24 protein-coding genes, 1 tRNA gene and 4 pseudogenes are annotated in these 25,988 nt (G+C 71.5%); 11 read left to right on the top strand and 18 right to left on the bottom strand.

From position 1 onward, the window contains the following. Nucleotides 1-78: 78 nt before the first annotated feature. The gene (locus tag QQK35_RS13390; protein ID WP_284254606.1) at nt 79-1,059 is read right to left on the bottom strand and encodes an aldo/keto reductase; all 981 of its coding nucleotides are present in this window, start codon (nt 1,057-1,059) and stop codon (nt 79-81) included. Further along, complete coding sequence (locus tag QQK35_RS13385; protein WP_284254605.1) at nt 1,056-1,913, bottom strand: aldo/keto reductase; 858 nt, start codon at nt 1,911-1,913, stop codon at nt 1,056-1,058. Before QQK35_RS13385 ends, QQK35_RS13390 begins: the two co-directional genes overlap by 4 nt. Between QQK35_RS13385 and QQK35_RS13380 the strand changes: the two are divergent. Beyond that, nucleotides 1,904-2,839, top strand: a pseudogene (locus tag QQK35_RS13380) (alpha/beta hydrolase); the annotation flags it as partial. The gene QQK35_RS13385 and the pseudogene QQK35_RS13380 overlap by 10 nt on opposite strands. Before the next feature lie 345 nt (nt 2,840-3,184). Here QQK35_RS13380 and galK read toward each other — a convergent pair. The 3 genes and pseudogenes from galK to QQK35_RS13365 form a co-directional block, all read right to left on the bottom strand. Further along, a complete protein-coding gene (gene galK, locus QQK35_RS13375) occupies nt 3,185-4,384 on the bottom strand; it encodes a galactokinase (RefSeq protein ID WP_284254604.1) in 1,200 nt (399 codons plus the stop codon). Continuing rightward, a pseudogene (galT, locus tag QQK35_RS13370) lies at nt 4,381-5,465 on the bottom strand (galactose-1-phosphate uridylyltransferase). The gene galK and the pseudogene galT overlap by 4 nt, the downstream one beginning before the upstream one ends. A 70-nt stretch (nt 5,466-5,535) precedes the next feature. Further along, entirely contained in the window at nt 5,536-6,162 is a 627-nt protein-coding gene (locus QQK35_RS13365) for a DUF2510 domain-containing protein (protein ID WP_284254603.1), read from the bottom strand. Nucleotides 6,163-6,200: 38 nt separating this feature from the next. Between QQK35_RS13365 and QQK35_RS13360 the strand changes: the two genes are divergently transcribed. Then, nucleotides 6,201-6,488 (top strand): antibiotic biosynthesis monooxygenase, encoded by a 288-nt coding sequence (locus QQK35_RS13360; protein ID WP_284254602.1) that lies wholly within the window; start codon nt 6,201-6,203, stop codon nt 6,486-6,488. Between the two features lie 3 nt (nt 6,489-6,491). On the opposite strand, the gene QQK35_RS13355 is transcribed toward QQK35_RS13360, so the two are convergent. Further along, nucleotides 6,492-7,871, bottom strand: coding sequence for a sugar porter family MFS transporter (locus tag QQK35_RS13355; RefSeq protein WP_284254601.1), 1,380 nt, complete (start codon nt 7,869-7,871; stop codon nt 6,492-6,494). A 523-nt stretch (nt 7,872-8,394) separates the two neighbouring features. Here QQK35_RS13355 and QQK35_RS13350 point away from each other — a divergent pair. Continuing rightward, nucleotides 8,395-8,739 carry a hypothetical protein gene (locus QQK35_RS13350; RefSeq protein WP_284254600.1) on the top strand — a complete coding sequence of 115 codons (345 nt, stop codon included), beginning with the start codon at nt 8,395-8,397 and terminating at the stop codon, nt 8,737-8,739. A 145-nt stretch (nt 8,740-8,884) separates the two neighbouring features. Here the strand turns inward: QQK35_RS13350 and QQK35_RS13345 are convergent. The 6 genes from QQK35_RS13345 to QQK35_RS13320 form a co-directional block, all read right to left on the bottom strand. Next, nucleotides 8,885-8,956, bottom strand: a tRNA-Arg gene (locus tag QQK35_RS13345). 13 nt (nt 8,957-8,969) lie between these two features. Continuing rightward, nucleotides 8,970-9,956 carry a lysylphosphatidylglycerol synthase transmembrane domain-containing protein gene (locus QQK35_RS13340; RefSeq protein ID WP_284254599.1) on the bottom strand — a complete coding sequence of 329 codons (987 nt, stop codon included), beginning with the start codon at nt 9,954-9,956 and terminating at the stop codon, nt 8,970-8,972. A gap of 152 nt (nt 9,957-10,108) precedes the next feature. After that, nucleotides 10,109-11,302, bottom strand: a complete 1,194-nt coding sequence (locus QQK35_RS13335; protein WP_284254598.1) for a CHAP domain-containing protein — start codon at nt 11,300-11,302, stop codon at nt 10,109-10,111. A 191-nt stretch (nt 11,303-11,493) separates the two neighbouring features. After that, the gene (locus tag QQK35_RS13330) at nt 11,494-11,991 is read right to left on the bottom strand and encodes an HNH endonuclease (RefSeq protein ID WP_284254597.1); all 498 of its coding nucleotides are present in this window, start codon (nt 11,989-11,991) and stop codon (nt 11,494-11,496) included. 304 nt (nt 11,992-12,295) lie between these two features. Beyond that, nucleotides 12,296-13,060 carry a C40 family peptidase gene (locus QQK35_RS13325; RefSeq protein WP_284254596.1) on the bottom strand — a complete coding sequence of 255 codons (765 nt, stop codon included), beginning with the start codon at nt 13,058-13,060 and terminating at the stop codon, nt 12,296-12,298. A gap of 258 nt (nt 13,061-13,318) precedes the next feature. Continuing rightward, nucleotides 13,319-14,011, bottom strand: coding sequence for an iron-dependent transcriptional repressor DtxR (locus QQK35_RS13320; RefSeq protein ID WP_284254595.1), 693 nt, complete (start codon nt 14,009-14,011; stop codon nt 13,319-13,321). A 67-nt stretch (nt 14,012-14,078) separates the two neighbouring features. Here QQK35_RS13320 and serC point away from each other — a divergent pair. Further along, nucleotides 14,079-15,199 (top strand): annotated as a pseudogene (serC, locus tag QQK35_RS13315) (phosphoserine transaminase). A gap of 110 nt (nt 15,200-15,309) precedes the next feature. Here serC and QQK35_RS13310 read toward each other — a convergent pair. Beyond that, entirely contained in the window at nt 15,310-15,942 is a 633-nt protein-coding gene (locus tag QQK35_RS13310) for a DUF3027 domain-containing protein (RefSeq protein ID WP_284254594.1), read from the bottom strand. A gap of 8 nt (nt 15,943-15,950) precedes the next feature. Beyond that, nucleotides 15,951-16,331: a cold-shock protein gene (locus QQK35_RS13305; RefSeq protein ID WP_284254592.1), complete on the bottom strand. Its 381-nt coding sequence runs from the start codon at nt 16,329-16,331 to the stop codon at nt 15,951-15,953. Between the two features lie 52 nt (nt 16,332-16,383). Here QQK35_RS13305 and QQK35_RS13300 point away from each other — a divergent pair, with 52 nt between their 5' ends. From QQK35_RS13300 to QQK35_RS13290, 3 genes are all read left to right on the top strand, one after another. Further along, complete coding sequence (locus QQK35_RS13300) at nt 16,384-16,644, top strand: hypothetical protein (protein WP_284254591.1); 261 nt, start codon at nt 16,384-16,386, stop codon at nt 16,642-16,644. Beyond that, complete coding sequence (locus tag QQK35_RS13295) at nt 16,631-17,053, top strand: hypothetical protein (RefSeq protein ID WP_284254590.1); 423 nt, start codon at nt 16,631-16,633, stop codon at nt 17,051-17,053. Before QQK35_RS13300 ends, QQK35_RS13295 begins: the two co-directional genes overlap by 14 nt. Before the next feature lie 485 nt (nt 17,054-17,538). Then, nucleotides 17,539-18,492: a helicase-associated domain-containing protein gene (locus QQK35_RS13290; RefSeq protein WP_348535014.1), complete on the top strand. Its 954-nt coding sequence runs from the start codon at nt 17,539-17,541 to the stop codon at nt 18,490-18,492. A gap of 58 nt (nt 18,493-18,550) precedes the next feature. Here the strand turns inward: QQK35_RS13290 and QQK35_RS13285 are convergent, their stop codons facing one another. Then, on the bottom strand, nt 18,551-18,910 hold the full coding sequence (locus tag QQK35_RS13285; RefSeq protein ID WP_284254589.1) for a hypothetical protein: 360 nt from the start codon (nt 18,908-18,910) through the stop codon (nt 18,551-18,553). Nucleotides 18,911-19,175: 265 nt separating this feature from the next. Beyond that, nucleotides 19,176-20,141, bottom strand: coding sequence for an IS481 family transposase (locus QQK35_RS13280; protein ID WP_284253339.1), 966 nt, complete (start codon nt 20,139-20,141; stop codon nt 19,176-19,178). 512 nt (nt 20,142-20,653) lie between these two features. Here QQK35_RS13280 and QQK35_RS13275 point away from each other — a divergent pair. The 4 genes and pseudogenes from QQK35_RS13275 (at nt 20,654) to QQK35_RS13260 (ending at nt 24,386) form a co-directional block, all read left to right on the top strand. Beyond that, nucleotides 20,654-22,303, top strand: coding sequence for a DNA repair helicase XPB (locus tag QQK35_RS13275; protein WP_344199364.1), 1,650 nt, complete (start codon nt 20,654-20,656; stop codon nt 22,301-22,303). Continuing rightward, a complete protein-coding gene (locus tag QQK35_RS13270) occupies nt 22,300-23,028 on the top strand; it encodes a helix-turn-helix transcriptional regulator (RefSeq protein WP_284254587.1) in 729 nt (242 codons plus the stop codon). The genes QQK35_RS13275 and QQK35_RS13270 overlap by 4 nt, the downstream gene beginning before the upstream one ends. Then, nucleotides 23,021-23,494 (top strand): annotated as a pseudogene (locus QQK35_RS13265) (dihydrofolate reductase family protein); the annotation flags it as partial. The gene QQK35_RS13270 and the pseudogene QQK35_RS13265, both read left to right, overlap by 8 nt. 136 nt (nt 23,495-23,630) lie before the next feature. Beyond that, nucleotides 23,631-24,386 carry a 2-phosphosulfolactate phosphatase gene (locus QQK35_RS13260; protein WP_284254586.1) on the top strand — a complete coding sequence of 252 codons (756 nt, stop codon included), beginning with the start codon at nt 23,631-23,633 and terminating at the stop codon, nt 24,384-24,386. Here the strand turns inward: QQK35_RS13260 and QQK35_RS13255 are convergent. Both QQK35_RS13255 and folP read right to left on the bottom strand, forming a co-directional pair. Further along, complete coding sequence (locus QQK35_RS13255; RefSeq protein WP_284254585.1) at nt 24,383-25,129, bottom strand: pyrimidine reductase family protein; 747 nt, start codon at nt 25,127-25,129, stop codon at nt 24,383-24,385. The two genes, QQK35_RS13260 and QQK35_RS13255, sit on opposite strands and share 4 nt — an antisense overlap. Next, the gene (gene folP, locus QQK35_RS13250; RefSeq protein WP_284255706.1) at nt 25,126-25,947 is read right to left on the bottom strand and encodes a dihydropteroate synthase; all 822 of its coding nucleotides are present in this window, start codon (nt 25,945-25,947) and stop codon (nt 25,126-25,128) included. Before folP ends, QQK35_RS13255 begins: the two co-directional genes overlap by 4 nt. Nucleotides 25,948-25,988 lie beyond the last annotated feature (41 nt).

The following is a 25,988-nucleotide window of genomic DNA, read 5'->3' as shown; positions in this document are numbered from 1 at the left end:
GCTACGCGGTGCTGCATATGCATCTGACGCGAATGCCGCATCTGACGCCGAGACACGGGGCATTCGCGTCAGATGGATTCAGGCGCGCGGGATCGCGGAGCCGACGTCCGCGTAGTCCTCCGCCGTGAGCTCCACCGAGCCGCCGTCGATCCAGCCGTCGATCTGCGCGGGCGTGCGCGCCCCGACGATCGCCGCGGTCACGCCACGGAAGCCGAGCGTCCACGCGACCGCCGCCGACGCCTGCGAGACGCCGTGTCGCTCGGCGACCCGTGCGAGGGCCGCGCCCGTCGCGAGGTTGCGATCGAGGTGGGTGGTGAACTCCGGGCTGCGCCGGCGCCAGTCGTCGTCGGGCATCGCCGCGACCCGCTCGGCGGTCATCGCGCCGGTCAGGAGGCCGGAGCCCATCGGGCTGTAGACGATGACGCCGGTCTCGTGGTCGGCGCACCAGTCGAGCAGGCCGTCCGTCGCGGCGTCGGGGCGGATCGCCGAGAACGGGGGCTGCAGGCTGTCGACGTGCGCGATCGCCTCGGCGCGCTCGAGGGCCGGGATGCCGTGGTTCGACAGCCCGATCGCCCGGAGCTTGCCCGCCTCCTTCAGCTGCGCGAACATGTTCCAGTAGTCCTCGACCTCCGAGCCGTCGTCGGCGGGCCAGTGCATCTGGAACAGGTCGATGCGCTCGACCCCGAGCCGGCGCAGCGAGTCCTCCACGTCCTGCCGGATCGACGCCGGATCCCCTCGGCGCCTCGACGCCTCCATGTGGTCCTCGTCGTTCCAGCCGAGGCCGCCCTTGGTGAAGACCAGCGGACGGTCGGCCTCCGGGATGTCCTTGAGCGCCCGGGCGGTCATATCCTCGGAGTGGCCGTGCCCGTAGATCGCAGCCGTGTCGATCCAGTTGACGCCGCGCTCGACCGCATGCCGGATGGCGGCGACCGACTCGTCGTCGTCCTGCGCGCCCCAGGCGTTGGCCCAGCCGCCGCCCCCGATCGCCCACGCGCCGAAGCCGACGCGCGTGATCTCCATGTCGGTGCGGCCGAGCCGCGCCCTCCTCGGCTCGCTCATGCGGACAGCTCCTTCATCTCCTCGGCGGTGAGCTCGAGCTCGGCCGCCTGCACGGAATCCTGGATCGAGGCGGGCCGCGACGCACCCGGGATCGGGATGACGACGGGCGCGAGCGCGAGCTCCCAGGCGAGCGCGACGCGCTGCGGGCTCACCCCGCGCGCCTCGGCGACCTTCTCGAACGCCGCGCCGCTGCCGCCGAGGTCCGCTGCGCGGGCGATGCCGCCGAGCGGGCTCCACGGCAGGAATGCGATGCCGAGCTCGGCGCACAGTTCGAGCTCGGGCAGGCTCGAGCGGAACTTCGGCGAGAACTGGTTCTGCACCGAGACGAGGCGGCCGCCGAGCACCTCCTGCGCGAGGCGGATCTGCTGCGGGTCGGCGTTCGAGATGCCGGCCATCCGGATGACGCCCTCATCGAGCAGGTCGGCGAGCGCCCCGACCGAGTCGGCATACGGCACGGTCTCGTCGGGCCGGTGGAACTGGTACAGCCCGATCGCCTCGACGCCGAGCCGCTTCGCCGAGGCCTTCGCGGCCTGCTTCAGGTAGTCGGGGTCGCCGTTCTTCGCCCACGGTCCGGGCTCGGGCCGAAGGTGGCCGCCCTTCGTGGCGACGAGCACCCCCGAGGTGTCGCCGCCATACTCGCGCAGCGCCTTCGCGATGAGCTCCTCGTTGTGTCCCTGCTCGTCGCCGGCGAGCGTGTAGGCGTCCGCCGTGTCGATGAGGGTCACGCCCGCGTCGAGGGCCGCGTGAATCGTCTCGATGGACCGCGTCTCGTCGGGGCGTCCCTCGATCGACATCGGCATGCCGCCGAGGCCGATCGCGCCGACGGCGACCTGACCGATGTTCCGTGTCTGCATATCCTGACTCTAGGTATTTGGGGTGGGCGACAACAAAACGCCCGAGCAGTACCCAGCCGATACAGTCGGCGCATGACCACTCGCCACCGCGGGCTGCGGCGGCTGGGCTGGACGCTCGGGGAGTCGCCGCGGTCGCGGCGATCGTTTCGATCGTGACCACGTCCACGCCGTGGCCGTCGGCCCTGCTCATCCGATCCGTCTTCGAGAAGGGCGCGGATGCCACCGTCGCCGAACTCAACCGGCACCAGTCGTCCACCCCGGTCACGGCCACGCTCGACGTGCAGTACGGCGACGGGTCGGCCGGCGGCAACACGACGCTCGACGCGTTCAGCCCCCAGGGCGGGGGCGGCGCGCTGCCGACCGTCGTCTGGGTTCACGGCGGCGCGTGGATCTCCGGGGCGAAGGAGAACGTCGACCCGTACCTGCGCATCCTGGCGGCGCACGGCTACACGACCATCGGCCTCAACTACACGATCGCGCCGGAGGCCGTCTACCCGACCGCGGTCGGCCAGCTCAACGACGCCCTGGCCTACATCCAGCGGCACGCGGCCGAGCTGCGCGTCGATCCCGACCGCATCGTGCTCGCGGGCGACTCGGCGGGCGCGCAGCTCGCCAGCCAGCTCGACGTGCTCACCACCAATCCCGACTACGCGCACCTGCTCGGCATCACGCCGGCGCTGCAGCCCCATCAGCTCGTCGGCACGGTGCTGCAGTGCGGCGTCTACGACCTGCGCCGGATGGCGGACCTCGATGGCATCGCCGCCTGGGGCTTCAAAGTGGCGCTCTGGGCGTACACCGGCACTAAGAGCTGGTCGTCGAGCTACGAGGGCACGACGATGTCGACCATCGACTTCGTCACCTCCGACTTCCCGGCGACGTACATCTCGGGCGGCAACGGCGACGGGCTCACCTGGATCGAGTCGATCCCGATGTCGCAGACGCTGCAGCGGGCGGGCGTCGACGTGACGACCCGGTTCTACCCCGCGTCGCACACCCCGGCGCTGCCGCACGAGTACCAGTTCCAGCTCGACTCCCCGAGGCGCAGACCTCGCTCGACGACACCCTGGCGTTCCTCGCCCGGGTCACCGGCTGACGTTCCGCGCGAACGCCACGGCCTGCGATCGGTCCCCGCGCGATCGGTTGTGTTCCGAAATGCAGGAGCCGCGCGCGGGTGCGCCGTGACCCCGGATGCCGCGGGCACCGAAGAGCGCCGATCTCCTGCATTTCGGAAGTCGGTCGGGGCGAGGGCGCGGCCGGCGGACGCGCGGCCGTCAGGCGTCGGGCTCGCGGGTCGCGCCGTCGGAGGGGCGCACCACGAAGGCGTCCGGCTGGCCGTAGCCGTGCTCGGCGAACGCGCCGTCGACGGCGACCCGCACCTGGGAGAGCAGTTCGTCGGGCACGAGCGCGATCGCGGATCCGCCGAAGCCGCCGCCCGTCATCCGGGCACCGAGGGCCCCCGCGTCGCGGGCCGTCTCGACCGCGAGGTCGAGCTGCGGCGTCGTGATCTCGAAGTCGTCGCGCATCGACGCGTGGGAGGCGTCGAGGGCCGCCCCGATCGAGCGCGGACCCTCCTCGCGCAGCAGCCGCACCGTCTCGAGCACCCGGGCGTCCTCGGTGACGACGTGCCGCACCCGGCGGAACGTCACGTCGTCGAGCACCGATCGCGCGCGGTCGAGGTCGCCGACGCCGACGTCGCGCAGGGCCACGACGCCCAGCTCGCGCGCGCCCCGTTCGCAGGCCTCGCGCCGGTCGCGGTAGTCGCCGTTCGCGTGCTCGTGCGCCTGCCCGGTGTCGATCACGAGCACGCTGAGGCCCGCCTGCTCGAACCCGAGCGGCACGATCTCCACCTGCAGCGAGCGGCAGTCGAGGAACACCGCGTGGTCGCGCCGGCCGAGCATCGACGCCGACTGGTCCAGGATGCCGGTGGGCGCGCCGACGAAGTCGTTCTCCGAGCGCTGCCCGGCCTTCGCGAGCGCCGGCCGATCGAGCCCCAGCCGCCACAGGTCGTTCAGCGCGACCGCGACGGCGCACTCGATGGCGGCCGACGAGGAGAGTCCCGCACCGCTCGGCACGGTCGAGTCGATGAGGATGTCCACGCCGGGGACCGCCCGGAGGTCGGCGCCCCGCGGCCCGGCGACGTCCTGGCCGAGCGCCCACGCGATCCCGAGCGGATACCGCGCCCAGTCGCCCTCGTCGCCGGCCGCTCGCACGGCATCCAGGTCCGGGAGCGACGACTCGATCCACGGCTCGTCGGGCGCGAAGGTGCTCGCCACCCGGATGCGGTCGTCGTCGCGCACGCCGACCGCGGCCACGGTGCGCCGGTCGATCGCGAACGGCAGCACGAAGCCGCCGTTGTAGTCGGTGTGCTCGCCGATCAGGTTGACCCGCCCCGGCGCCGACCAGAGGCCGTCGACCTCGCGGCCGGTCAGGGCGCGGAACAGCTCCCGCACGTCGTCGCGCATGTCGCTCATACGGTCTGGATCGCCTTCCGGATCAGCTCGGCCTGCCGCTCCGGTACGACGTCGCCGATCCACGCGCCCATCGCCGACTCGGAGCCGGCGAGGTACTTGAGCTTGTCGGCGGCGCGGCGCGGCGAGGTGAGTTCGAGGTGCAGCCGGATGGCGTCCCTCCCGTCATGCACCGGTGCCTGGTGCCAGCCGGCGATGTACGGCGTGGGGGTGTCGTAGAGCGCGTCGATGCCGCGCAGCAGGCGCAGGTACAGGTGGGCGAGCTCGTCGCGCTCGTCGTCGGTGGTCGCGGCGAAGTCGGGCACGTGACGATGCGGCAGCAGGTGGACCTCGAGGGGCCAGCGAGCGGCGAAGGGCACGAAGGCGGTCCAGTGCTCCCCGCCAGCACGACCCGCTCCCCCGCGCGCTCGTGCTCGAGCACGCCGCCGAACAGGTCGCCGCCCGCCGCCGCGGCGGCCGCGAGCGTGCGCTGCATGCGCGGGGTGACATAGGGATAGGCGTAGATCTGCCCGTGCGGATGGTGCAGGGTGACGCCGATCGCCTCCCCGCGGTTCTCGAACGGGAAGACCTGCTCGACGCCCTCCAGTGCCGACAGCGCGGCCGTGCGCTCGGCCCACGCCTCGATGACGGTGCGCGCGCGACTCGGGGTCTGCGTCGCGAACGACCCCGTCGTCTCGGGGCTGAAGCACACGACCTCGCAGCGTCCGTACGCGGGTGCGGTGCGCTCGAAGCCGACGCCCGCGAGGTCGGCGACCCCGAGGTCCGGGCCGAACGACGGCGAGCGGTTCTCGAACACGGCGACGTCGTAGCGATCGGGGATCTCGCTGGGATTGGTGGGCGTCTGCGGGGCGAGCGGATCGGCCTCCGCCGGCGGCAGGACCACGCGGTTCTGCCGGGCGGCGGCGATCGAGATCCAGTCGCCGGTCAGCACGTCCTGCCGCATGGTCGCGGTCGCCGGTCGCGGATCGAGCAGGCGCTCGTCGATGCGTCGCTCGGGGCCGAGAACGGTGTCCGCGTCGTCGAAGTAGATCAGCTCGCGCCCGTCGGCGAGACGAGCGGCGCGCTGCAGGATGCCGGTGGCCACTCCCCGACGATAGCGGGTACGTGACCGGTCACGTCACCCCCGCACCCGTGCGACGTGCGACGGCCCGGGTCTAGGTGCTGAGGCCCGGCAGGCTCGTGAGCTGCGACGTGAGCTGAGCGGTGAGCACGATGCCCCAGACGACCCCGATGACGATGTTGAGCACGATGACGCCGATCGTCACCCAGATCGGCGCGAGACCACGCGGCCGCGCGACCTGATGCACGACGACCGACCGCCCGATCGTGTACACGACGCCGAGGAACGCGAACGCCCAATGGAACGGACGCACGACGCCCGCGCGCACGAGGGCCCGGTGGTCGAGGGCCGCGAACACGATGGCCAGCGCGTAGATGAGCATGCCGATGAGGAGGATGGCGACGTAGCCCGGCGTGAAGATCGAACCCGGGTCCACCGTCTGAACCCCGCCGATCTCCGTCAGCCGGAAGCTCGGCCGGTACAGGAACAGCGTGAGGCTCGACAGCACCGGCAGGAAGACGATCAGCCAGATGAACGGCGTGTACACGGGCGTCGTCGACGGCAGTGCCGGCCGTGGCGCGGCGGTCGCTGCGGCACCTCCCGGATGCGGCGCGGAGTACGAGGTCCACTGCGCCCCGTCCCACCAGCGGACGCCCGCCTGGCCGGTCGGATCCGCGTACCACCCCGGAGCCGGGGTCCCCTGTCCCTGCTGATCGGTCACCGCCCCAACCTAGCCCGATCATCCACGAGGATTGCTGCATGACGACCGTCGAGCTGACCCGGTTCCGGACCCATCCCGACCGCGCCGACGAGCTGCTTGCCGCACGCCCCGGCATGCTGGCATCGTTCGCCGCGCACCGGCCGGGATTCGTGCGCGCCGACCTCGTGCGGATCGGCGATGACGAGTGGCTCGACATCGTGCTCTGGGCGAGCCCGGACGACTTCGCCGCGTCGCGCGCGCGGGGCGGCGACACCCCGGAGGTGGCGGCGTTCTTCGCGCCGATCGCGGAGCTGGTCAGCGCCGAGGAGGGCACGCTCGCGGGCTGAGGATCAGGTCTTCGACACCCCGAGATCCTGCTGGATCTGCTCCAGGCTGCGCCCGCGGGCCTCGGGCACCTTCCACAGGAAGAAGAGGAACGCGACGACGGCGATCCCGGTGTAGACGAAGAACGTGCCCTGCCGCGTGATGGCCGAACTGAGCGTGAGGAACGTGCCGGCGACGATGAAGTTCGCGCCCCAGTTGACCATCGTCGAGACCGCCATCGACTTGCTCCGCACGCCGATCGGGTAGATCTCCGAGATCATGAGCCAGAACACGGGGCCGAGCCCGATCGCGAAGGAGGCGATGTAGAGCAGCAGGCCGCCGAGCGCGAGGAAGCCGGCATGGTGCTGCAACCACGGCGACGTGAAGTACACGCCGAGCAGGGCGAGGGCGATCGTCAGGCCGACCGTGCCGATGAGCAGCAGCTTGCGCCGGCCGATGCGATCCAGCAGCAGCACGGCGACGATCGTGAAGACCACGTTCGTGACGCCGACGAACACCGTCTGCGTCACCGACGAGCTCTTGGTCAGCCCCGTGTCGGTGAGGATCGTCGGCGCGTAGTAGATCACGGTGTTGACCCCCACGAACTGCTGGAAGAACGCGAGCGCGAGCCCGACCAGCACCAGCGGCCGGAGCGACTTGCGGAACACGTCGCGGATGCGGCTGTCTCCCTCGCGCTTGTTCTCCTCCTCGATGCCCTTCAGCTCGCCCGGGATGTCGGCCTTCGGATCACTGTCGCGCAGCCGTTCGAGCACGCCCTTCGCCTCGTCCTTGCGCGAGTGCTGCACGAGCCAGCGCGGGGTGTGCGGCACCGTGAGCATGCCGATCGCGAGGGCCGCACCGGGGAGCGCGGCGATGCCGAGCATCCACCGCCAGTCGCCGGGCACGTCCTTGAACAGGAAGTTGACGATGTAGGAGAGCAGGATGCCGGTGGTCACGGCGAGCTGGTTGAACGACACCAGGCCTCCGCGCGCCTTCGGCGGCGCGACCTCCGAGATGTACAGCGGCGACACGAACGACGCGGTGCCGACCGAGATGCCCAGCAGGAAGCGGAACCCGATGAGCATGGGGACGCTCACCGAGAAGGCGCACCCGAGCGCGGCGATCACGTAGACGCATCCGGAGACGACCTTCGTCCACTTGCGACTGAAGATGTCGGCCGAGAACGCGCTGATCGCCGCGCCCACGATCGCCCCGAGCAGCAGCACCGAGACGATCCACTCCTGCGCCGACGAGTTCGCGTGCAGGTCGCCCTTGATGTACAGCAGCGCACCGGAGATCACCCCCGTGTCGTACCCGAAGAGCAACCCGCCGATCGCGGCGATGATCGAGATGCGGACGAGGAGACCGTTGCCGCTGGTGCGCATTTCGTGGATGAAACCGGCCATAGGCCGATCGTGCGCGCCGGATCCGACGAGATGTCGAGTATCGAGCGGACTCACAAGCAGGGCCGTCCCGGTGCGACTCGACGGTCCGATAAGGAGGCATGGAGAGCGACCGACCCTGCAACGTGATCAGCCTCGGGGATGACGCATCGCGCCGTGGGCGGCGAATACCGTCGTCGGCGTGACGTCGTCGGCCCGGAGCCCGTGGCTCGCCGCATTCGGCGTGGCCGCGATCGCGCAACTGGCCCTCATCGTCTTCCGGCTCCCTCCCTGTTCGCCGTCGTCTCGACCTGGCTCGTGGCACCCCTGCTCGCGATGTGGGTCTGGCGTGCGCGGGGGCCGAAGCTCCTGATCCTCGCCCTCGCGATGTTCTGGGCGGGCGACGTGCTGGGTAACCCCGCCTGATCGGGCTGGGTCCCGGCGCCCTGTTCGTGAGCGTCGCGGCGTACGCGACGGCCGGTGTACTGTTGATCGTCGTGCTCGCACGGTGGGGTGCGATCGCCGCGATGCGCGAGACCGGCCGACGGTGGCGCGCGGGCTGGGGGCGCTCATCCTCGCCGCTGCGGCGACCGCCCTGGCGATCTCGTGGTCCGACCTCGCTCCCGCGCTGCGGGCGTTCGGCGTCGCCTACCTGCTGATCGTGGTCGTCGTGGCGACGACCGCCTTCGTCGCGGATCTGTGGGCCGGCCTCGGCGCCACGCTCCTGTCGGCCTCCCAGTTGCTCGTCGTCCTCGAGATCGGGGGACGGATCGACGGGACGACGTCCGCGTTCCGGCTGGCGTACTGGGTGCTGTACCTGCTGGGCTTGTTCACGATCGCGATGCGCGTCGTGCGGCTGCGTGCCCCCGAGGTCAGCGGCCGGGAGACCTGACGGGGCGATCACGAGGGCGTTCTGGTGCCTGTTCGCGAACGCGGTGGCGCCTGAATCACGGCTCGCCGGCTTCAAGTACCCTGCTGGCGAACCCGCGGATCCGTGGCCCGTGAGAAGGCGATGCGGATGCCGACCGGACGAGCTGTGCCCCTGGAGGGACTCGAACCCCCAACCCTTTCCTTAGGACGGAACTGCTCTTCCATTGAGCTACAGAGGCGGGCCGGTCGAGTCTACCGGCGGCGCCGTCGCAGCAGCGTGGCCGCGGCGAGCGCCGCGATCGGGATCGGCATCCAGAACTGCACGAGCCGCCACGCCGTGACGGCGAGCACCGCGCGACCGCCGGGTACGCCGAGCCCGACCAGCACGGGCACGAGCACCCCCTCGACGATGCCCACGCCGCCGGGCGTGAGCGGCACGGCGTTCAGGATGGCGGCGAGCCCATAGGCGAAGAACAGCGACGCGATCGGCAGTCGCTCCCCGAACGCGGCGAGCAGCACGCCGAGCGCGGCGGCATCCGCGAGCCAGTTCACGCTCGCCCACAGCGCGACCGCACCGAGCCGCCGTCGGTCGGCCGAAGCGGCGGCGATGACCGTCAGGGTCGAGTCGACGAACTCGACGACCGCTGCCGACCGCGCCGCACCGAGCGGGCGGGTGATGCGGGCGAGCAGCACGAGCGCCGGGCGGCGCAGCAACGTGAGACCGATCAGGCCGACCGCGCAGCCGACCAGGGCGGCGCAGCCGATCAGGCCGACCGTCCAGGTCAGGCCATGGGGCGCGCCCGCGGCGACCGCTCCGCGGTCCAGGCCCGACAGCAGGCCGGAGGAGCCCAGCATCCCCGCGCCGAAGATCGCGGCCAGCGCCTGGTTCGAGACGACGCCCTCGACGACGATCGCCCCCGTCGCGGCCGCCGCCGGCGCTCCGGCGAGGACGAAGAGCCGCACCCGCGCGGCCAGCGCCGGCGCCGCACCGAACGGCAGGGTGTTGCCGATGCCGACGCTGATCAGGTCGGCCCGCAGCACCGTGCCGAATCGCGGCCGCACCGCGAACGGGAACGCGTGCCGGGTCAGCAGCGCGAACGCCGCGAGCGAGATCAGCTCGAGCACGACGCCCGCCGTCACGAGCGGCGGCGACACCGTTCCGACGGCGCGCAGCGCCCGCGCCGCCTCGCCGAACTGCGGCACGATGACCGTCGCGATGAGCACACCGGCGACCGGCACGAGCGCGATCCGGATGCCGGCCAGCGCGACCCGACGTCGCCGGCGCCCGGCGTGAGGCGCGGTCGTGGCCGCGGGGATCGAGGTGGCGTTCGTGCGGTCAGGTTACGGTGCGCACCCGCGCCGCGTCACCTCACGGGCCGAGCCGCGCCGGACTACCGCGGAGGCGCGTAGAGGAACTCGACGGTCGACGGGCTGATCACGCGCTGGTCGTACTCGTGACGACCGCCCATGTTGTACTCGTCGATCACGATCTCGCCGCTCTGCAGGATGCCGGAGACGTACGCGACGTGATTCTGGCCGGGGAACCAGGCCACCGCGCCCACCTGCGGGGTCGTGCCGGTCGCCCAGCCGTGATTCAGCCACGCGGCCTTCCACTGGCTGGCGTTGCCGCCGCTCGGGGTGAGCTGGCTCCAGGTCCACACCCACGGGCCGTTGGCGCCGGCTCCGGCATCGCGGTTGAGCCGCCATGCGACGAAGTCGACGCACTCGCGGTAGTAGTAGCCGAGCGGCGACAGGCCGCCGCCCTGGTTGCGCGAGAGCTCCGACGGCCACGGGTAGTCGTTGCCCTTGGAGGCGGAGCCGGAGGCGAGGAACGCCCCGAGGTTCTGCTGCCGAAGGGCGCTTGCGTAGAGGGCGCGCAGATCCTCGGCGCTCGTCGCGCTGTAGGAGTCGCGCTTCACGGCGCTGGCCTTGTCGAACGAGGTGCCGCTGACACCGAGTGCCTGAGCACCGTGCGCATGCGGCGCGACCACGGCGACGCCGCCCGATCCGCTGTCGGCGTAGGCCGGGAGCGCGACACCGGCGAAGAGTCCGCCGACGAGCACCATGACCCCGGCGGCTGTCAGGCGCTCGCGCAGCTTCTTGCCCTGGCCACCGGGGGCGGCCTCGAGCCGCGCCTTCTCGGGCCGGCTCGCGCGCGCGGGGCGATCGCGCGGCGCGCGGTTCGCGTTCACGGAGGCCTGCGCCTCGCGCAGGGCACGACGCGAGGTCGGCGCCTCGACGGCCGGCAGCGTGAAATCGGGTGCTTCGTAGTCGGCGGGAGGCACCGGCACCGCGGGGACCGCGATCACTGCCGGGACGACCGCGGCGGACGCGGCCTCGGTGGACGAGGGCGCGGCGTCGAAGAGGGCCGCGAACGCATCGACCACCGGGATGGACGCGGTCGACGCGGCCACCGCATCCGGAGCCGTCGCGGGCGTGGGCTGGGCCACCGCCTGCAGGTAGCCGCCGGCGGCACGCATCTCGCGACGCGAGCGGTACACCGCAGCGGCGGGCTCGGTGACCGGCACCGGGCTCGCGGCCGCACCGGCGAAGGGGTGCACAGACTCGGTGGAGCCGGACGTCATCGAGTTCTCGTCCGTCGATCCACCGAAGAGAAAGGCCAAAGGATCTGGCGTCTCACGGTCCGTCAAAACATAGCCTCCGGGTTGGCGACTCGACCGAGGCTACGCGACGCGGAGGCGATTGTCACGTTGAGATAACGGGATGTCGCCCCGTCGGGCGCATGCGGATGCATAGTCGAGCGAGGCTCGTCTCGTCAGGCCGCCGGAGCGAGGAATTCCTCCCACTGCGGCAGCGACCGCTCGACCCCGCGCACGAGCCAGGCGGTGCCGTACGGGGCGTGCGGCTGGTGCCGCAGCGTCCACCCCATCTCCTGCGGTGTCCGGTCGCCCTTGACGTTGTTGCAGCGCAGGCAGCACGCGACGAGGTTCTCCCAGCTGTCGGCGCCGCCGCGGGAGCGCGGCATGACGTGATCGATCGTGGATGCCGAGGCGGCGCAGTACGCACAGCGCTGCCCGTCGCGGCGCAGCACCCCGCGCCGCGACACCGGAACGGCCCGTCCGGTGGGCACCCGCACGTAGCGCCGCAGCAGGATGACCGACGGCCGGTCCCACTCCCCCGCCGCGCTCAGCACGGGATGGGCCTCGTCGCGCGCCAGCAGCGTCGCCTTGCCCTCGAGCACGAGCACCAGCGCTCGCTTGAACGACACGACGGCGAGCGGCTCGTAGCCGGCATTGAGAACCAGGGTGCGCATGCGGTGCTCCTCTCGAAAGCGCCCGCACGGCTTGCGGGCATTCGATGCCCCGACTCGCCGGATGCCGGGAGGAGCACACAGAAAAGGCGCCGTCGCGAACGACAGCGCCTACCTGTTCCGGACGTGACAGTGCACGACCGGCTGGATGCTGTGCCATATGCGGAAGCACGCGCGGGCATCCGTGGTGCGGATGCTGCTCGTGGACCGCATGGGCTCTCCTGGTTTCCTCGTCGCCGAGGTCACCAGGCTAGCCGCTCCTTGTTAACCAGAGGGAGAACGACATGCGCGCGCTCCGCCGTCGCGCTCAGATGCCGGCGCGGACGAAGTAGTGGTTCGTCGTGTAGATCGCCTGGATCGACACCGTGCGGCCCGGGTACGGGGCGTGGATCATCATGTTGCCGCCGAGATAGATGCCGACGTGGCTGCCGGTGTCGAACACGACGATGTCGCCAGGCACGGCCGCGCTCGGCGCGATCCGCGGCAGGGCGCCCTGCGCGCGCGACGAGTGCGGGAGTGCGACACCGAACTGCGCGTAGACGTACTCCACGAATCCGGAGCAGTCGAAGCCGGCGGGCGTGGCCCCGCCGTAGACATAGGGCACGCCCTGATACTTCTGGGCGACCGCCGCGACGGCGGCGAGGCTGAAGCCGGGGTACGGCGGGTGCGCGAGCAGCTGGCTCACGGACGGCCCGTTGTAGAGGCGGGCGCGGGCGGCCATCTGCGCCTTCAGCTCGGCGCGACGCAGCTCCGCCGCCGAGGTGGCCGAATAGGCGTCGCGCGCACCGACGCTCAGGGCCGCGGCATCGACGACGGTCGTCTGGGCGCCTGCCTCCTTGAGCTTCTCGAGCTGGGCGGAGGCGGCGGCACCGGCGGACGACGCCGGGGGCTTCGTCGCGGCGTACGCGGGCAGCGCGACCGTGCAGAAGATCGCCGGAACGGCGACCGCGACGACGGCCAGGTTGAGCCATCCCGGACGGACCCGGGTGCGGGTGGATGCCGGGGTACGGGAGGCGAGGGCGGTCGTGGGGTTCGAATCGGCGGCTCGGGTGCCGCTGTTTCCAGAAAGCAAGGAGGTCTCCTCGCGTCTCGGCCGCTCTCGGGTCCGGCCCCATCCCTGTCGTATGTCACGTCGCGCTGCAGAGGATGGGTGAACGAGACGCCCTGCAGTGCGGCCTCCGACCGGCATGCGTGGCCGAGAGGACCCGTCGAGCCTAAGGGAGGTGCCACCCCTTGTCACATCGACGCGGCGGGATGAGGAGAATCTCATCCCAGATGTAGGGGTGGAGGGCCCATGGAGGCCCCAGATCTGGGGTGGTGCCGCGAGGGCTCAGGCCGCGATGTAGACGTGCTGCGCGACTTCGGACGGCAGCTCCAGCCCGTCGCCGAAGCCCTCCACCTGCACGAGCACGTAGGAGCCCGCGGCCGAGACCTGCGCCGTGGCACCGGGCACGACTCCCGCCGATTGCAGCTGCGCCAGCAGCTCGGGCTCGAACTGCACCGGCTCGCCGAGACGCTTGATCGTGCCGGTGACCGTCGCGGGGCTGCCCGCGGTGCGGTCGACGATGTTGACGACGCCCTCGAGGAAGCGGCCGGCGGGCGCATCCCCGAGCTCGTCGAGGGCGGGGATCGGGTTGCCGTAGGGCGACTCGGTCGGGTGATCGAGCAGCTCGAGCAGGCGGCGCTCCACCTGCTCGCTCATCACGTGCTCCCAACGGCAGGCCTCGTCGTGCACATAAGCCCAGTCCAGGCCGATGACGTCGGCGAGAAGCCGCTCCGCGAGCCGGTGCTTGCGCATGACGTGCAGCGCGCGGGTGCGGCCCTCGGGCGTGAGCTCGAGGTGACGGTCGCCCTCGACCCGCACGAGGCCGTCGCGCTCCATGCGCGCGATCGTCTGCGAGACGGTCGGGCCGGAGTGACCGAGGCGCTCCGAGATGCGCGCGCGCAGGGCGGTGATGCCCTCCTCCTCGAGGTCGAGGATCGTGCGGAGGTACATCTCCGTCGTGTCGACGAGATCGGTCATGCGTGCTCCCGGCGCCCGAGGGTGGAGCCCGGACGGATCAACCCTAATCGCCTTCTAGACTCGACACGTGGCGCTCGAGATCCCCGCAGACCTCCTCCCCGCCGACGGCCGATTCGGATGCGGCCCCTCCAAGATCCGGCCGGAGCAGCTCTCCCACCTGCAGACGCACGCGGGCCTTCTCGGCACCTCGCATCGCCAGGCCCCCGTCAAGGATCTCGTCGGCCGGGTGCGCACCCGCCTCGCCGAGCTCTACGCCCTCCCGGACGGATACGAGGTCGTGCTGGGCGACGGCGGCTCGACCGCGTTCTGGGACGCCGCGGCCTTCTCGCTCATCGAGCACCGCAGCGAGAACCTGACTTTCGGTGAATTCGGATCGAAGTTCGCCGCCGCAGCGGCCGCGCCGCATCTCGAGGCGCCGCACGTGGTCACGGCACCCGCCGGGTCACGGGCGGACGTCGAGGTGCTGCCGGGCATCGACGTCTACGCGTGGCCGCACAACGAGACCTCGACCGGCGTCATGGCCCCGGTGCGCCGGGTGCACGGCGACCCGGGAGCGCTCACCGTGGTCGACGCGACGAGCGCGGCGGGCGGCGTCGCGATCGACACGAGCCAGGCCGACGTCTACTACTTCGCGCCGCAGAAGAACTTCGCCAGCGACGGCGGGCTGTGGTTCGCCCTGGTCTCGCCGGCCGCGGTCGAGCGGATCGAGCGGATCGCGGCATCCGGGCGCTGGATCCCCGAGTTCCTGAGCCTCAAGAACGCTCTCGACAACTCGCGCCTGAACCAGACGCTCAACACCCCGGCGATCGCGACCCTGCTGCTGATGGAGGGCCAGCTCGACTGGATCGCCGCGAACGGCGCTCTGGCCTGGGCCGACGCCCGCACGAGGAGTCCTCGGGCGTCCTCTACGACTGGGCCGAGGCATCGCCTGCCGCCACGCCGTTCGTCGCCGATCCGGCTCACCGTTCGCAGGTGGTCGTCACGATCGACTTCGACGAGTCGATCGACGCGGCGGCGGTCGCGAAGACCCTCCGCGCCAACGGCGTCGTCGACACCGAGCCGTACCGCAAGCTCGGCCGCAATCAGCTGCGGATCGCGACCTTCACCGCCATCGAGCCGGACGACGTGCGCGCCCTCACCCGCTGCATCGACTTCGTGCTCGAGCACGCCGAGGCGCCGACCGCATGAGGCTCTGGGTGCGCGCGGAGGATCGCCGGCCGACGCCGGAACCCGTCCGCACCGACGACCGCAAGGCCGTGCTGAGCGGGATGGTCGTCTGGATCCTGGCGCTCGGCGGCCTACTGCTGTTTCTTCCGGCGCTGCTGGCGGCGCACGGCGCGTGGTGGCTGTGGACCGTCCTCGTCGGGCTCGGGATCGGCGTCGTGCTGCTGATCGTCACCCACCTCCGCCAGCCCTAGATCGGGCTCGCCGAGATCGAGTTCGAGCTCGACGGCGTCGCCCTCGCCGACCTCCGGGTCGGCCAGGTGGCTCTCGAAGTCGATGCCGTCGTCGGGGTCGTCGCCCAGGTCGTCGAGCTCATCGAGGTCGTCGACGTCATCGTCATCGTCGACGTCGTCATCGTCTGCGGCGTCGTCACCGGATGCCGCGGCCACGTCCGTCTCGCCGCCCTCGGTCTGCGCCGCGCGGTACTCCTCGAGCCGCGCCGACCACGGCACCCACTCCGGCGCGAGCAGCGCCCCGTCGCCGGGCAGCAGCTCGACCTCGAGCACCGTGGGCTCCAGGCCGTCGACCTCGGCAAGGCTGACGGTCCAGTGCCATCCGGGGTAGCCGAGCATCGTCGCCGCGAACGTCAGCGTCACCACGCCGTCATCGGCCTGCGACCGACCGGTCGCATCGCCGACCGTGGCCGCCGGCGTGATCTCCAGCAGCGCCTCGCGCGCGAGCCGCTCGTCCCGCTGCTCGCGCGTCATGATGTCGATCACGAGTCCAGGTCGTCCGCGACCTTGCGCAGCACGGCCGCGATCTTGGCACCGTGGGCGCGGTCGGGGTACTTGCCGCGACGGAGCCCGTTGCCGATCCCGTCGAGCAGCGTGACGAGGTCGCCGATCACCACCGCCATGTCGTCGGCCGAGCGGCGGTTGATCTTGCTGAGGCTCGTGGGGGTGTCGAGCACGCGCACCGAGAGCGCCTGCGCGCCGCGCTTGCCCTGGGCGACGCCGAACTCGAGGCGCGAACCCGATCGCACGGTGGTGCCGGCGGGCAGCGCGGAGGCGTGCAGGAAGACCTCCTCGCCGTCATCGGATGCGATGAAGCCGAAGCCCTTGTCCTCGTCGTAGAACTTGACCTTGCCGGTGGGCATCGCCCGACCTCTTCCTCGATCTCGGCCGCAGCCCGGGCCCTATCCTGGTGCGATGGCCAAAAGCACCGCGGTACCGCTCAATCGTACCGAACGTGTGCTGGCTTTCGTCCTCGCCGCCGTGACCGGGCTGACCATCGTCGCGATCGTCGCCCTGCTCGTCGCCCGAGCGGCGCACGTCGCCGACCTCGGCTCCGGCGTCTGGCCGGTGGTGGCGATCCTGCCGCTTGTCGGATTGCCGGCGGCGCTCGTGCTCGCCATCGTCCTCATCGTCGTCATGAACACCCGCAGGCGCCGACTCGATGCCGGCCAGTAGCGGCTCGGCGCTCGGCCTCGCCGCGCGACTGCGCGGGCTCGACGACGCGGCCCTCGCTCGGCTCGTGGCGGCGCGCGGTGTGCGCGCGCACGGCATCGACGACTTCTTCGACCTGGCCGAGGCGCTGCTCGATCGCGGGTCGGTCCAGGCCGCCCTGCAGCGGCTCGACCGTCCCGTGCTCGCCCTGCTCGCCACCGCCGGCGAGCTCGCCGCGACCGAGGGGCTCCGACGGCCGTCCGCCTCGCCGAGGAGCTCGGCGCGACGGTCGACGAGGTGGAGCAGCGGGCGCGCGTCGCCGAGGACGTCGCGCTGCTCGGGGTCGAATCCGGCCGATACGCGCCCTGGGATGCCGTGGTCGAGCAGCTGCGCGCGTGGCCGGCGTTCGGCCTGCCGACGCGTGAGCACCTGATCGCCGATCCGCCGCCCGCCGCGCTCGAGCCGGTGAGCGAGACCGACGCCCGCTTCGTCGACCGCGGCGCGGCCGAGCGTGCGTTCGCCACGACCACCACGGTGAGCGAACTCCTCCGCGCCCTCGACGCGCAGCCGGCACGGCAGCTGTCCCGCGGCGGGGTCGCCCTGCCCGACGGCCGCCGTCTCGCGGCCGCCGCCGGCATCGAGGGCGACACCGTCGACCGGCTGCTCGACGTCGCCTCCCGCGCCGGACTCGCTCGGCTCGACGGCGGCAGCTGGATCCCGGATGTCGATGCGGCCGGGTGGCTGCGGCGACCCCGCCTCGAGCGCTGGGCCCGGCTCGCCGGCGCGTGGCTCGAGCGACTGCCCGACGACCTGCTCGTCCTGCTGCGCAGCCGGGCCCACGCCCAGTGGGGCGAGGGCCTTCTCGACTTCGTCGCGTGGCTGTTCCCGGCCGGCGGCGACTGGGTGCGCGATCGCGTCATGGTCGTCGCGCGGGAGGCGGAGCTGCTGGGCCTGCTGAGCGGGGCGACGCCGTCGACCGCGGGGGCCGCGCTGCTCGTCGACGGGGAGGAGGCGGCATCCGAGGCGATGCGCGCGCTGTTCCCGACCGAGGTCGACCGCATCTACCTGCAGCCGGATCTGTCCGCCATCGCGCCCGGTCCGCTCGTGGCGGAGGTCGACGACCGCATGCGCCGCATCGCCGACGTGGAGACGCTCGAGCTCGCCTCCACGTACCGCGTGAGCGAGGCGAGCATCACCCGGGCGCTCGTCGCCGGCGAGACGGTCGACGGCATCCGGGACTTCCTCGCGGCGACCTCGCTCACGGGTGTGCCGCAGCCGGTCGAGTACCTGCTCGACGACACGGCGCAGCGGTTCGGGAGCCTGCGGGTCGGCGCGCTCGACCCCGGTGTCGTGCAGGGGTCGCTCTCGTACGTGCGCGCCTCCGACGCGGCGCTGCTCGAGCCGCTCGCCGTCGACCCCGCGCTCGCGGCGCTCGACCTCGTCCGCGACGGGAACCGGCTGCTGTGCCGCTACACCGAGGAGGTGCTCTACGACGCGCTCGTCGAGGCCCGGTACGCGGTCGTCACCGAGGATGCCGTGGGCACGATCGTCCCGCCCCCGCGTCACCGTCGCGCGGCCGGTGAGCGGGTCACGAGCGACGACACCGCGGTGCTGCTCGTGCAGCACGTGCGCAGCGGTGCCGCCGCCGAGCCCGCCGACACCGGACGCGCGTGGCTCGAGCGGCAGCTCGAGCTCGCGGTCAAGAACCGGATGACCGTGGTCGTGAGCGTGCGGCTGCCCGACGGCAGCGACGTGGAGTACCTGGTCGAACCGGCATCCCTCGCGGGTGGACGGCTGCGAGCACGGGATCGCCGCGCCGACATCGAGCGCACCCTGCCCGTGTCGTCGATCACCGCCGTCACGCCGCGCTGAGCGGGTGGGAGCGGCCGAGGAGCCGGATCCGCCGCGGTCTCGAGGCCTAACGCCGGCCCTACCCCGCCTTCCCAAGACCGTACGTGTAGCTACCGCTGGACCAGTTCATCGTCGCGTTGAAGTAGTACCCACTGAAAGTTCCATCGCCGTTGTCCTTGTTCGCAACGAAGCAGTTGAACGTGGTCGTCTGATCCGTGAGGTCGTCGGTTGAGCCGCTGACGGGATCACACGTCGCGCTAATGATTGGGCCATCCAGGACGCCCTCCGTCACGTCCTTTTGGGCCATCTCCTTCACCGAGTTCTCAATCTCCGTAACTGATTCCTTCCGACTTTCGCGCTCAGCATCGTCCTTAGCTTTCTGATCAGCGGCTTTCTGCTCCGCGAGCTCCCGCTTATGTTTGGCCGCGCTCGCCGCCACGGCTGCGGCTGCTTGAGCGTCGTGGACCACTACTGCGGTCGTAATTCCTCCAGCGACCAGGATCAGGAGAACGATCCCAAGGGCGATCGCGGCACGAAGATGTTTGGATAGCCAATTCCGTGGTGCAGCGGTCACCGATTCCCTTGGCGTGGTGTCGACAGCCGTGGGCTCCAGAGGCGGCGCGAGATCGGCGACAAGTCGCGGTTTCGTCGCAGACTCGAGGACCTGTGCTTCAGACTCAGCGTCACGCGCTAGATGTACCGGGTCAGCACTTTGGTGTCAGTCGGCTGATCGGGGGTTGGCCGTTGAGGGCTGAGTGGCGTCGTTCAGTGTTGTAGTGCTCGAGCCAGGGGTCAAGCGCGGCGGATCGTTCGTCGTTCGAGGTGAAGGGCTGTCGGTAGGCCCACTCGGTCTGCAGGGTGCGGTTGAAGCGCTCGACCTTGCCGTTTTGCCAAGGGCAGTGCGGTCGGATGAACACCTGCCGGATGTTCCGGGCCGCGCAGAGTTCCCGTAGTGACCAGCGGTAGGCCCAGGCGTTGTCGGTCATCAGCCGCTCGACACGGGTGATGCCGTGAGCGGCGAAGTGGTCCAGGGCGCGGGCCAGGAACGCGGCGCAGGTCTGCCCACGTTCGTCGGGGTGGATCTCGGAGTAGGCCAGGCGGCTGTGATCGTCGACGAGGGAGTGGACGTAGTCGTAACCGGTGCCGTTCTTCCGGTCTCTGTGGTCGCCCGCGCCGCGCCCCAGAGCTCTCCAGCCGCCGCCGTCCGGGATGCGGCCGAGCTTCTTCACGTCCATGTGGACCAGCTCGCCGGGCCGTTCCCGCTCGTAGCGCATGGCGGTCTGCTTCGAGGAGCGGATCACCTGCCCGGTCATCGGGTCCAGCGCCGCCAGAGGCGGCAGACCGTGCCGGGCGATCACCCGGGACACCGTCCGAGGTGCGATGCCCGTGCGCGCGGCGATCTCGTCGCGGCCGAGCTGCTCGGTCGTGCGCAGCTCGACGATCACCGCCTCCGCGGACGCCGGCAACCGACTGGGCGAGGTCCGAGGCCGTGTCGAGCGATCGTGCAACCCGGCGTCGCCTTCAACGGCGAACCGGGCCAGCCAGTAGCGGACGGTCTTGCGGGAGCAGCCCATCGCCGCAGCAATATGAGCTTGCGCCCAGCCAGCTTCGCGGCGGCGGACGATCAGCAGCCGACCGTGAAACGTCAGATGCGCATTAGCGTGAGACACAAGGACCTCCGTGTGGTCGTAGAGACGTCAGACATCTCCACTAAGCCCGGAGGTCCTCCCGTTTCACAAGACCCGCAACGGCACCAAAGTCATGGCCCGGTACATCTAGAGGCCTGCTTTCCCCGGTCCACTTAGAACCGTCCCAATGCAGTTCCTGATCTGGATCGGTCGGGTGCGGGAACCATCCCTCGGGCATCGTCACTCCGAGAACCTCGCAGATACTGGTCGATCCTCACAATCCCTCAACATGGGTACGCCGTGCTTCGCTCTCTCCCGAGAGCGCGGCATGGTTTCGATCCGGCTGCGGCGCACCACTCACCATTGCCGATCGTTACAACTTCGTGCGCCCTCCATGCCGGGCGTCGTATGTGCGCCGCCGTGCGGCCACGCGGCCCGCTCAGGCCGCGACCATGGGACCGACGGTCGAGACGGCCGTCGTCGCGGAGACGGCCGGAAGCGGCCTTCGCTCCAAGTTCCAGCGCGCGCGGCTAGGCTGGGTCGCTATGTCTGCGATCGGTCAAGGTCCGCTCATCGTGCAGAGCGATCGGACCGTGCTGCTCGAGGTCGGCAGCCCGCAGGCCGACGAGGCCCGTCACGAGCTCGCCGTGTTCGCCGAGCTGGAGCGGGCTCCCGAGTTCGTGCACACGTACCGGATCACCCGGCTGGGCCTCTGGAACGCGCGCGCCGCGGGGCACACCGCCGAGCAGATGCTCGCGACCCTCGAGAGGTACGCGAAGTTCCCGGTGCCGCAGACCGTCACGCTCGACATCGAGGAGACGGTCGGCCGGTACGGGCGGCTGGTCATCTCGCGCGACGCCGAGGGCGGGCTCATCATTACGGCGACCGATCCGGCGGTGCTCGCCGAGATCACCCGCAGCAGCAAGGTCGGGCCGTTCCTCGGCATCCGGCGCAGCTCCACCGAGTGGACCGTGCAGCCGTGGGCGCGCGGGCAGATCAAGCAGGAGCTGCTGAAGCTCGGCTGGCCCGCCGAGGACCTCGCCGGCTACACCCCCGGCACGCCGCACGACATCGAGCTCGACACCACCAGCGGCTGGCACGTGCGGCCCTATCAGCAGCAGGCGATCGACTCGTTCTTCGAGGGCGGGTCGGGCGTCGTCGTGCTGCCGCCCGGCGCGGGCAAGACGATCGTCGGGGCCGGGGCGATGGCCGCCGCCGACACGACGACGCTCATCCTGGTCACGAACACCGTGAGCGCCCGGCAGTGGCGCAGCGAGCTGCTGCGCAAGACCTCGCTGACCGAGCAGGAGATCGGCGAGTACTCCGGCGAGGTCAAGGAGGTCAGACCGGTCACGATCGCGACGTACCAGATCCTGACCGCCAAGCGGAAGGGCGAGTTCGCCCACCTGGCGCTGCTCGACGCCAAGGACTGGGGCCTCGTGATCTACGACGAGGTGCACCTGCTGCCGGCACCGGTCTTCAAGCTCACCGCCGACCTGCAGGCGCGGCGCCGGCTGGGACTGACGGCGACGCTCGTGCGCGAGGACGGCCGCGAGAACGACGTGTTCTCGCTCATCGGTCCCAAGCGCTTCGATGCCCCGTGGCGCGAGATCGAGGCGCAGGGCTACATCGCGCCGGCGACCTGCTACGAGGTACGCATCGACCTCCCGCAGGACGAGCGGCTCGAGTACGCCGCCGCCTCCGACGACGAGCGCTACCGGCTCGCCGCGACCGCGCCGGCGAAGCTCGCCGTCGCGAAAGAGCTCGTGACCAAGCACGCGGGCGAGCTGATCCTCGTGATCGGCACCTACCTCGACCAGATCGACGAGCTCGCCACGACGCTCGGCGCCCCGCAGCTCACCGGATCGACGCCGACCGCCGAGCGGGAGCGGCTGTACGAGGAGTTCCGCACCGGCCGCACCAAGGTGCTGGTCGTGTCGAAGGTCGCGAACTTCTCGATCGACCTACCGGAGGCGACCGTCGCGATCCAGGTGTCGGGCTCGTTCGGCTCGCGACAGGAGGAGGCGCAGCGGCTCGGCCGGCTGCTGCGTCCGAAGGCGAGCGGCATCCCGGCGAGCTTCTACACGCTCGTCGCGCGCGACACCGTCGACCAGGATTTCGCGCAGAACCGCCAGCGCTTCCTCGCCGAGCAGGGCTACGCCTACACGATCCTCAACGCCGACGAGCTGAGCGAGGCCGCGTGAGCGGTGAGGGCCTCGCGTTCGAGCACCGGCCCTCCGATTCACCGTTCGTGGAGAGGGTCTGGCGCAGCCGGAGCCGGGCGACGACGACGATGATCTCGGTCGCGCGTGCGCACTGGGACTTCGTCTTCTGGGAGGGCCCGGACGGCGTCCACGCCGGCATCCAGGGACCCGAGTCGAGAGCATCGCGCGCGCCGGTGCCCCCGGACTCCGAGTTCGTCGGGATCCGGCTGGCGCTGGGCGCCCGGGTACGCGGACTGTCCATGCCCTCCCTCGTCGACGGCTTCCTGGAGCTCCCCGTCGAGGGCCGCTGGTTCCGCCTCGGGGCCGACCGGGTTCGCCTGCCGGAGTTCGCCGCGGCCGAGGAGTTCGTGGCTCACCTGGTACGGAAGGAGGCTCTCGTCGTCACCGATGTCGCGGACGCCTCGGTGCCGGAGCGGACCCGTCAGCGCCGCTATCTCGCCACCATCGGCCTGCCGCAGCGCACGGTGCAGCAGATCGAACGCGCCAACGTCGCGGCCATCCGGCTCCGAGACGGCGACGGGCTGCCGTCGGCGGTGGCGCACGAGTCGGGGTACTTCGATCAGCCGCACCTCGCCCGGTCGCTGCGCCGATTCATCGGGCCGTCGGCGACCGAGCTCGCGGGAGGCGCGGAGCGGCACGAGCCGCTGTCGTTGTTGTACAAGACGGGTCCCCGGGACGATCGATACCGTCCCGGGCATGACTGATCCCCGAACCGGCACCACCTCCCGACGGGTCGTGCTGTACACGCTGATGTCCCTGGACGGATTCGCCGACGATCCCGGCGAAGGCGAGTGGTTCCGCGACAGCGGCGAGAAGCTGACCGGATTCCTCGCCGAGACGATCGCCACGCAGGATGCGGTGCTGCTCGGGCGACGCACCTACGAGAAGTGGGCACCGTACTGGCCGACGGCGCAGACGCAGCCGTTCGCCGACTTCATCAACACGACGCGGAAGTACGTCTTCACCTCCTCTCCGCTGCAGCTCGGCTGGGCCGAGTCGACGCCCGTGGCCGAGGACGCGGCGTCGTTCACGGCCGACCTCAAGCGGCAGCCCGGCGGTGACATCGGCATCCACGGCAGCCTGTCGCTCGCGCGCGACCTGCTCGCCGCGGAACTCGTCGACGAACTGCGGATCGTGCTCGCGCCCAGCCTGGCGGGTGCCGGCACGGCTCTGTTCGGAGACGACGGTCACGTGCAGCGGCTCGACCTCGTCGACGCCGAGCGATCCGGGGCTGCCTGCTCCTGCAGTACCGACGCTCCGCGTGAGCCGCGCTGCGTCGGACGGCCCGACGCGGCAACATGGCTGCGTGACTCTCTCCCAGGCGCCGGCGACGGTGCAGCTCGAGTGGGGCGAGACCGGCGCGCTCGCGGTGCTCGCCGAGGGCGCCGGTCCCGCCACCGCGATCGTCATCGACGTGCTCTCCTTCACCACCGTCGTCACGGTGGCGGGCGAGCGCGGCAGCGCCGTGGTGCCGGTCGCGTCGCGCGATCCCGCCGCTGCAGAGGAGACCGCGGCGCGGCTCGGCGCCGTGCTCGCCGGACTGCGCGGCGACGGCCGGGTCAGCCTGTCGCCCGCGTCGCTCCTGCGCTTCGACGGCGGCACGGTCGTCGTGCCCGCCGAGAACGGTGCCACGATCTGCGAGGCCCTCGTCGCCGCGAGCGCCACCGTGATCGCCGGGTGCCTCCGCAACGCGAGCGCCGTGGCGGAGGAGGTCGAGATCGCCGGGCGCGTGCTGCTCGTCCCGGCGGGCGAGCTCTGGCCGGGCGGTACGCTGCGCCCGGCCCTCGAGGATCTCCTCGGAGCCGGCGCGATCGCGGCGCGACTGCGGGCGCGCGGATGCGGGCTCTCCCCGAAGCGGCGGCCGCCGCCGACCTGTGGGAGGCGACGCCGGACCCCGCGGCCGCGATCCACGCGTCGGCGAGCGGTCGCGACCTCGCGGCCCGCGGATTCTCGGAGGACCTCGAGCTGGCGACCGCGATGGACGTCACGACGGTCGTCCCCCGGGTGGATGCCGACGGCGCCTTCCGCACGGGGCGCACGCGCGGCACGCCGCGACGGCTAGGTGACGCGAAGGTAGCGCAGCAGGAGCTCGTCGTCACCCGATCGCAGGATGCCCGCCAGCCTCATCCCGAGCGGCTCGGCGGGCGCACTGGTCGCGATGCGTCCCGCGCGGCCGGCCTCGAGCCGAGGCGCCAGCGTCAGACAGAGTTCGTTCAGCACGCCGGCCGCGACGAACGAGCCGAAGAGCGTCGGGCCACCCTCCGCGTGCACCTTGCGCAACCCCAGCGACTCGAGATCGGTGAGGACCCGCCTCGGATCGAGCACGTCGTCGCCGGCGTCCCGGACATCGGCGACCTCGGCGAGCGCCGCGCGACGATCGGCCGGCGCCGTCGAGAGCGTGAACACGACGGGACGCACCGACGCCTCGGTGAACACCGCCGAGGCGGGGTCGAGGTCGAGCCGGCCCGAGACGATGGCCATCGTCGGCTGCGGCGCGATGCCGCGCGCCCGCCGCCACGCGGCCACCTCGTCGTCGAACCGCATCGCGCCATAGCCCTCGGCACGGATCGTCCCGGCGCCCACCAGCACGACGTCGGCCCAGCGCCGCATCAGCTCGAACACCCGGCGGTCGCCGTCACCTCCCAGGCCGCCGGAGCGGCCCTCGTGCGTCGCGGCGCCGTCGAGGCTCTCGACGAAGTTGAAACGGGTCCAGGAGCTCGAGCGCGGGGTGTACTCGGCGAGGATCCGTTCGTCGTCGAGGTCGGCGGCAGGGTCGGGCCACAGCCGGTCGATGCGTGCGTTCATACGTTGTGGGTGGGGTGGGTGTTGTGCTCGAGTCTGGCAGGGGCGCGCAATCCGAGCACGGCCTCCGTCATGCGCACGGCGTCGACCGTGGACTCGACGTCGTGCATCCGCACGATCCGCGCGCCGCGCTCGATGCAGCACACCATCGCGGCGAGCGACCCGGCCAGCCGGGCCCCCTGCTCCCGGTCGGTCGACTCGCCGACGAAGTCCTTGTTCGAGACGGCCACGAGCAGGGGCAGCCCGATGTCGGCGATCTCATCCAGCCGGCGGGTGAGCTCGAGCGAGTGCAGCGTGTTCTTGTCCAGGTCGTGCCCGGGGTCGATGATGAGGCGCCCGCGCGGGATGCCGGCGGCCTTCGCGCGCTCCACCCGCTCCACGAGGAACGCACGCACCTCGCGCACGACGTCGTCGAAGTGCGCCGGCGGCTTCTCGACCCGCGGCGGTCCGACGCTGTGGGTGATGACGATGTGCGCGTCCGACGTGGCCACGACGCCCGCCATGTCGGGGTCGCCCAGGCCGCTGGTGTCGTTGATGACGGCGGCGCCAGCGTCGATCGCCGCGCGCGCGACCTCGGCGCGGTTGGTGTCCACCGAGATGACGACGTCGCTCGCCGCGGCGATCGCGTTCACGACGGGCACGACCCGGTCGATCTCCTCCGCGGGCGACACGGCCGGCCCGCGCCCGAACGGAACGCCCCCGATGTCGACCCAGTCTGCTCCGAGTTCGGCGGCGCGCAGCGACGCCTCGACCGCCCGGTCGAGGGCGAACGTGGCGCCGCGATCGGAGAACGAGTCCGGCGTGCGGTTCACGACGGCCATGACGGCCACGCGCCGGTCGAAGTCGAAGTCGCGGCGTCCCA

This window comes from Pseudolysinimonas kribbensis (genome assembly GCF_030161895.1).
In the GTDB taxonomy this organism is placed as follows: Bacteria; Actinomycetota; Actinomycetes; order Actinomycetales; family Microbacteriaceae; genus Pseudolysinimonas; species Pseudolysinimonas kribbensis.
The sequence above is the reverse complement of the archived record's forward strand: the minus strand, read 5'-3'. Positions and strand labels throughout refer to the sequence as shown.

Excerpts from the sequence above, each read along its gene's own strand:
- QQK35_RS13320 (WP_284254595.1), bottom strand. The coding sequence starts at position 14,011 with ATGACCGATCTCGTCGACACGACGGAGATGTACCTCCGCACGATCCTC.
- QQK35_RS13305 (WP_284254592.1), bottom strand. The coding sequence starts at position 16,331 with ATGCCCACCGGCAAGGTCAAGTTCTACGACGAGGACAAGGGCTTCGGC.
- QQK35_RS13310 (WP_284254594.1), bottom strand. The coding sequence starts at position 15,942 with ATGACGCGCGAGCAGCGGGACGAGCGGCTCGCGCGCGAGGCGCTGCTG.
- QQK35_RS13360 (WP_284254602.1), top strand. The coding sequence starts at position 6,201 with ATGACGACCGTCGAGCTGACCCGGTTCCGGACCCATCCCGACCGCGCC.
- QQK35_RS13390 (WP_284254606.1), bottom strand. The coding sequence starts at position 1,059 with ATGAGCGAGCCGAGGAGGGCGCGGCTCGGCCGCACCGACATGGAGATC.
- QQK35_RS13290 (WP_348535014.1), top strand. The coding sequence starts at position 17,539 with ATGGTCGTCGCGCGGGAGGCGGAGCTGCTGGGCCTGCTGAGCGGGGCG.
- QQK35_RS13255 (WP_284254585.1), bottom strand. The coding sequence starts at position 25,129 with ATGAACGCACGCATCGACCGGCTGTGGCCCGACCCTGCCGCCGACCTC.
- folP (WP_284255706.1), bottom strand. The coding sequence starts at position 25,947 with ATGGCCGTCGTGAACCGCACGCCGGACTCGTTCTCCGATCGCGGCGCC.
- QQK35_RS13385 (WP_284254605.1), bottom strand. The coding sequence starts at position 1,913 with ATGCAGACACGGAACATCGGTCAGGTCGCCGTCGGCGCGATCGGCCTC.
- galK (WP_284254604.1), bottom strand. The coding sequence starts at position 4,384 with ATGAGCGACATGCGCGACGACGTGCGGGAGCTGTTCCGCGCCCTGACC.
- QQK35_RS13330 (WP_284254597.1), bottom strand. The coding sequence starts at position 11,991 with ATGCGCACCCTGGTTCTCAATGCCGGCTACGAGCCGCTCGCCGTCGTG.
- QQK35_RS13300 (WP_284254591.1), top strand. The coding sequence starts at position 16,384 with ATGGCCAAAAGCACCGCGGTACCGCTCAATCGTACCGAACGTGTGCTG.
- QQK35_RS13335 (WP_284254598.1), bottom strand. The coding sequence starts at position 11,302 with ATGACGTCCGGCTCCACCGAGTCTGTGCACCCCTTCGCCGGTGCGGCC.
- QQK35_RS13295 (WP_284254590.1), top strand. The coding sequence starts at position 16,631 with ATGCCGGCCAGTAGCGGCTCGGCGCTCGGCCTCGCCGCGCGACTGCGC.
- QQK35_RS13355 (WP_284254601.1), bottom strand. The coding sequence starts at position 7,871 with ATGGCCGGTTTCATCCACGAAATGCGCACCAGCGGCAACGGTCTCCTC.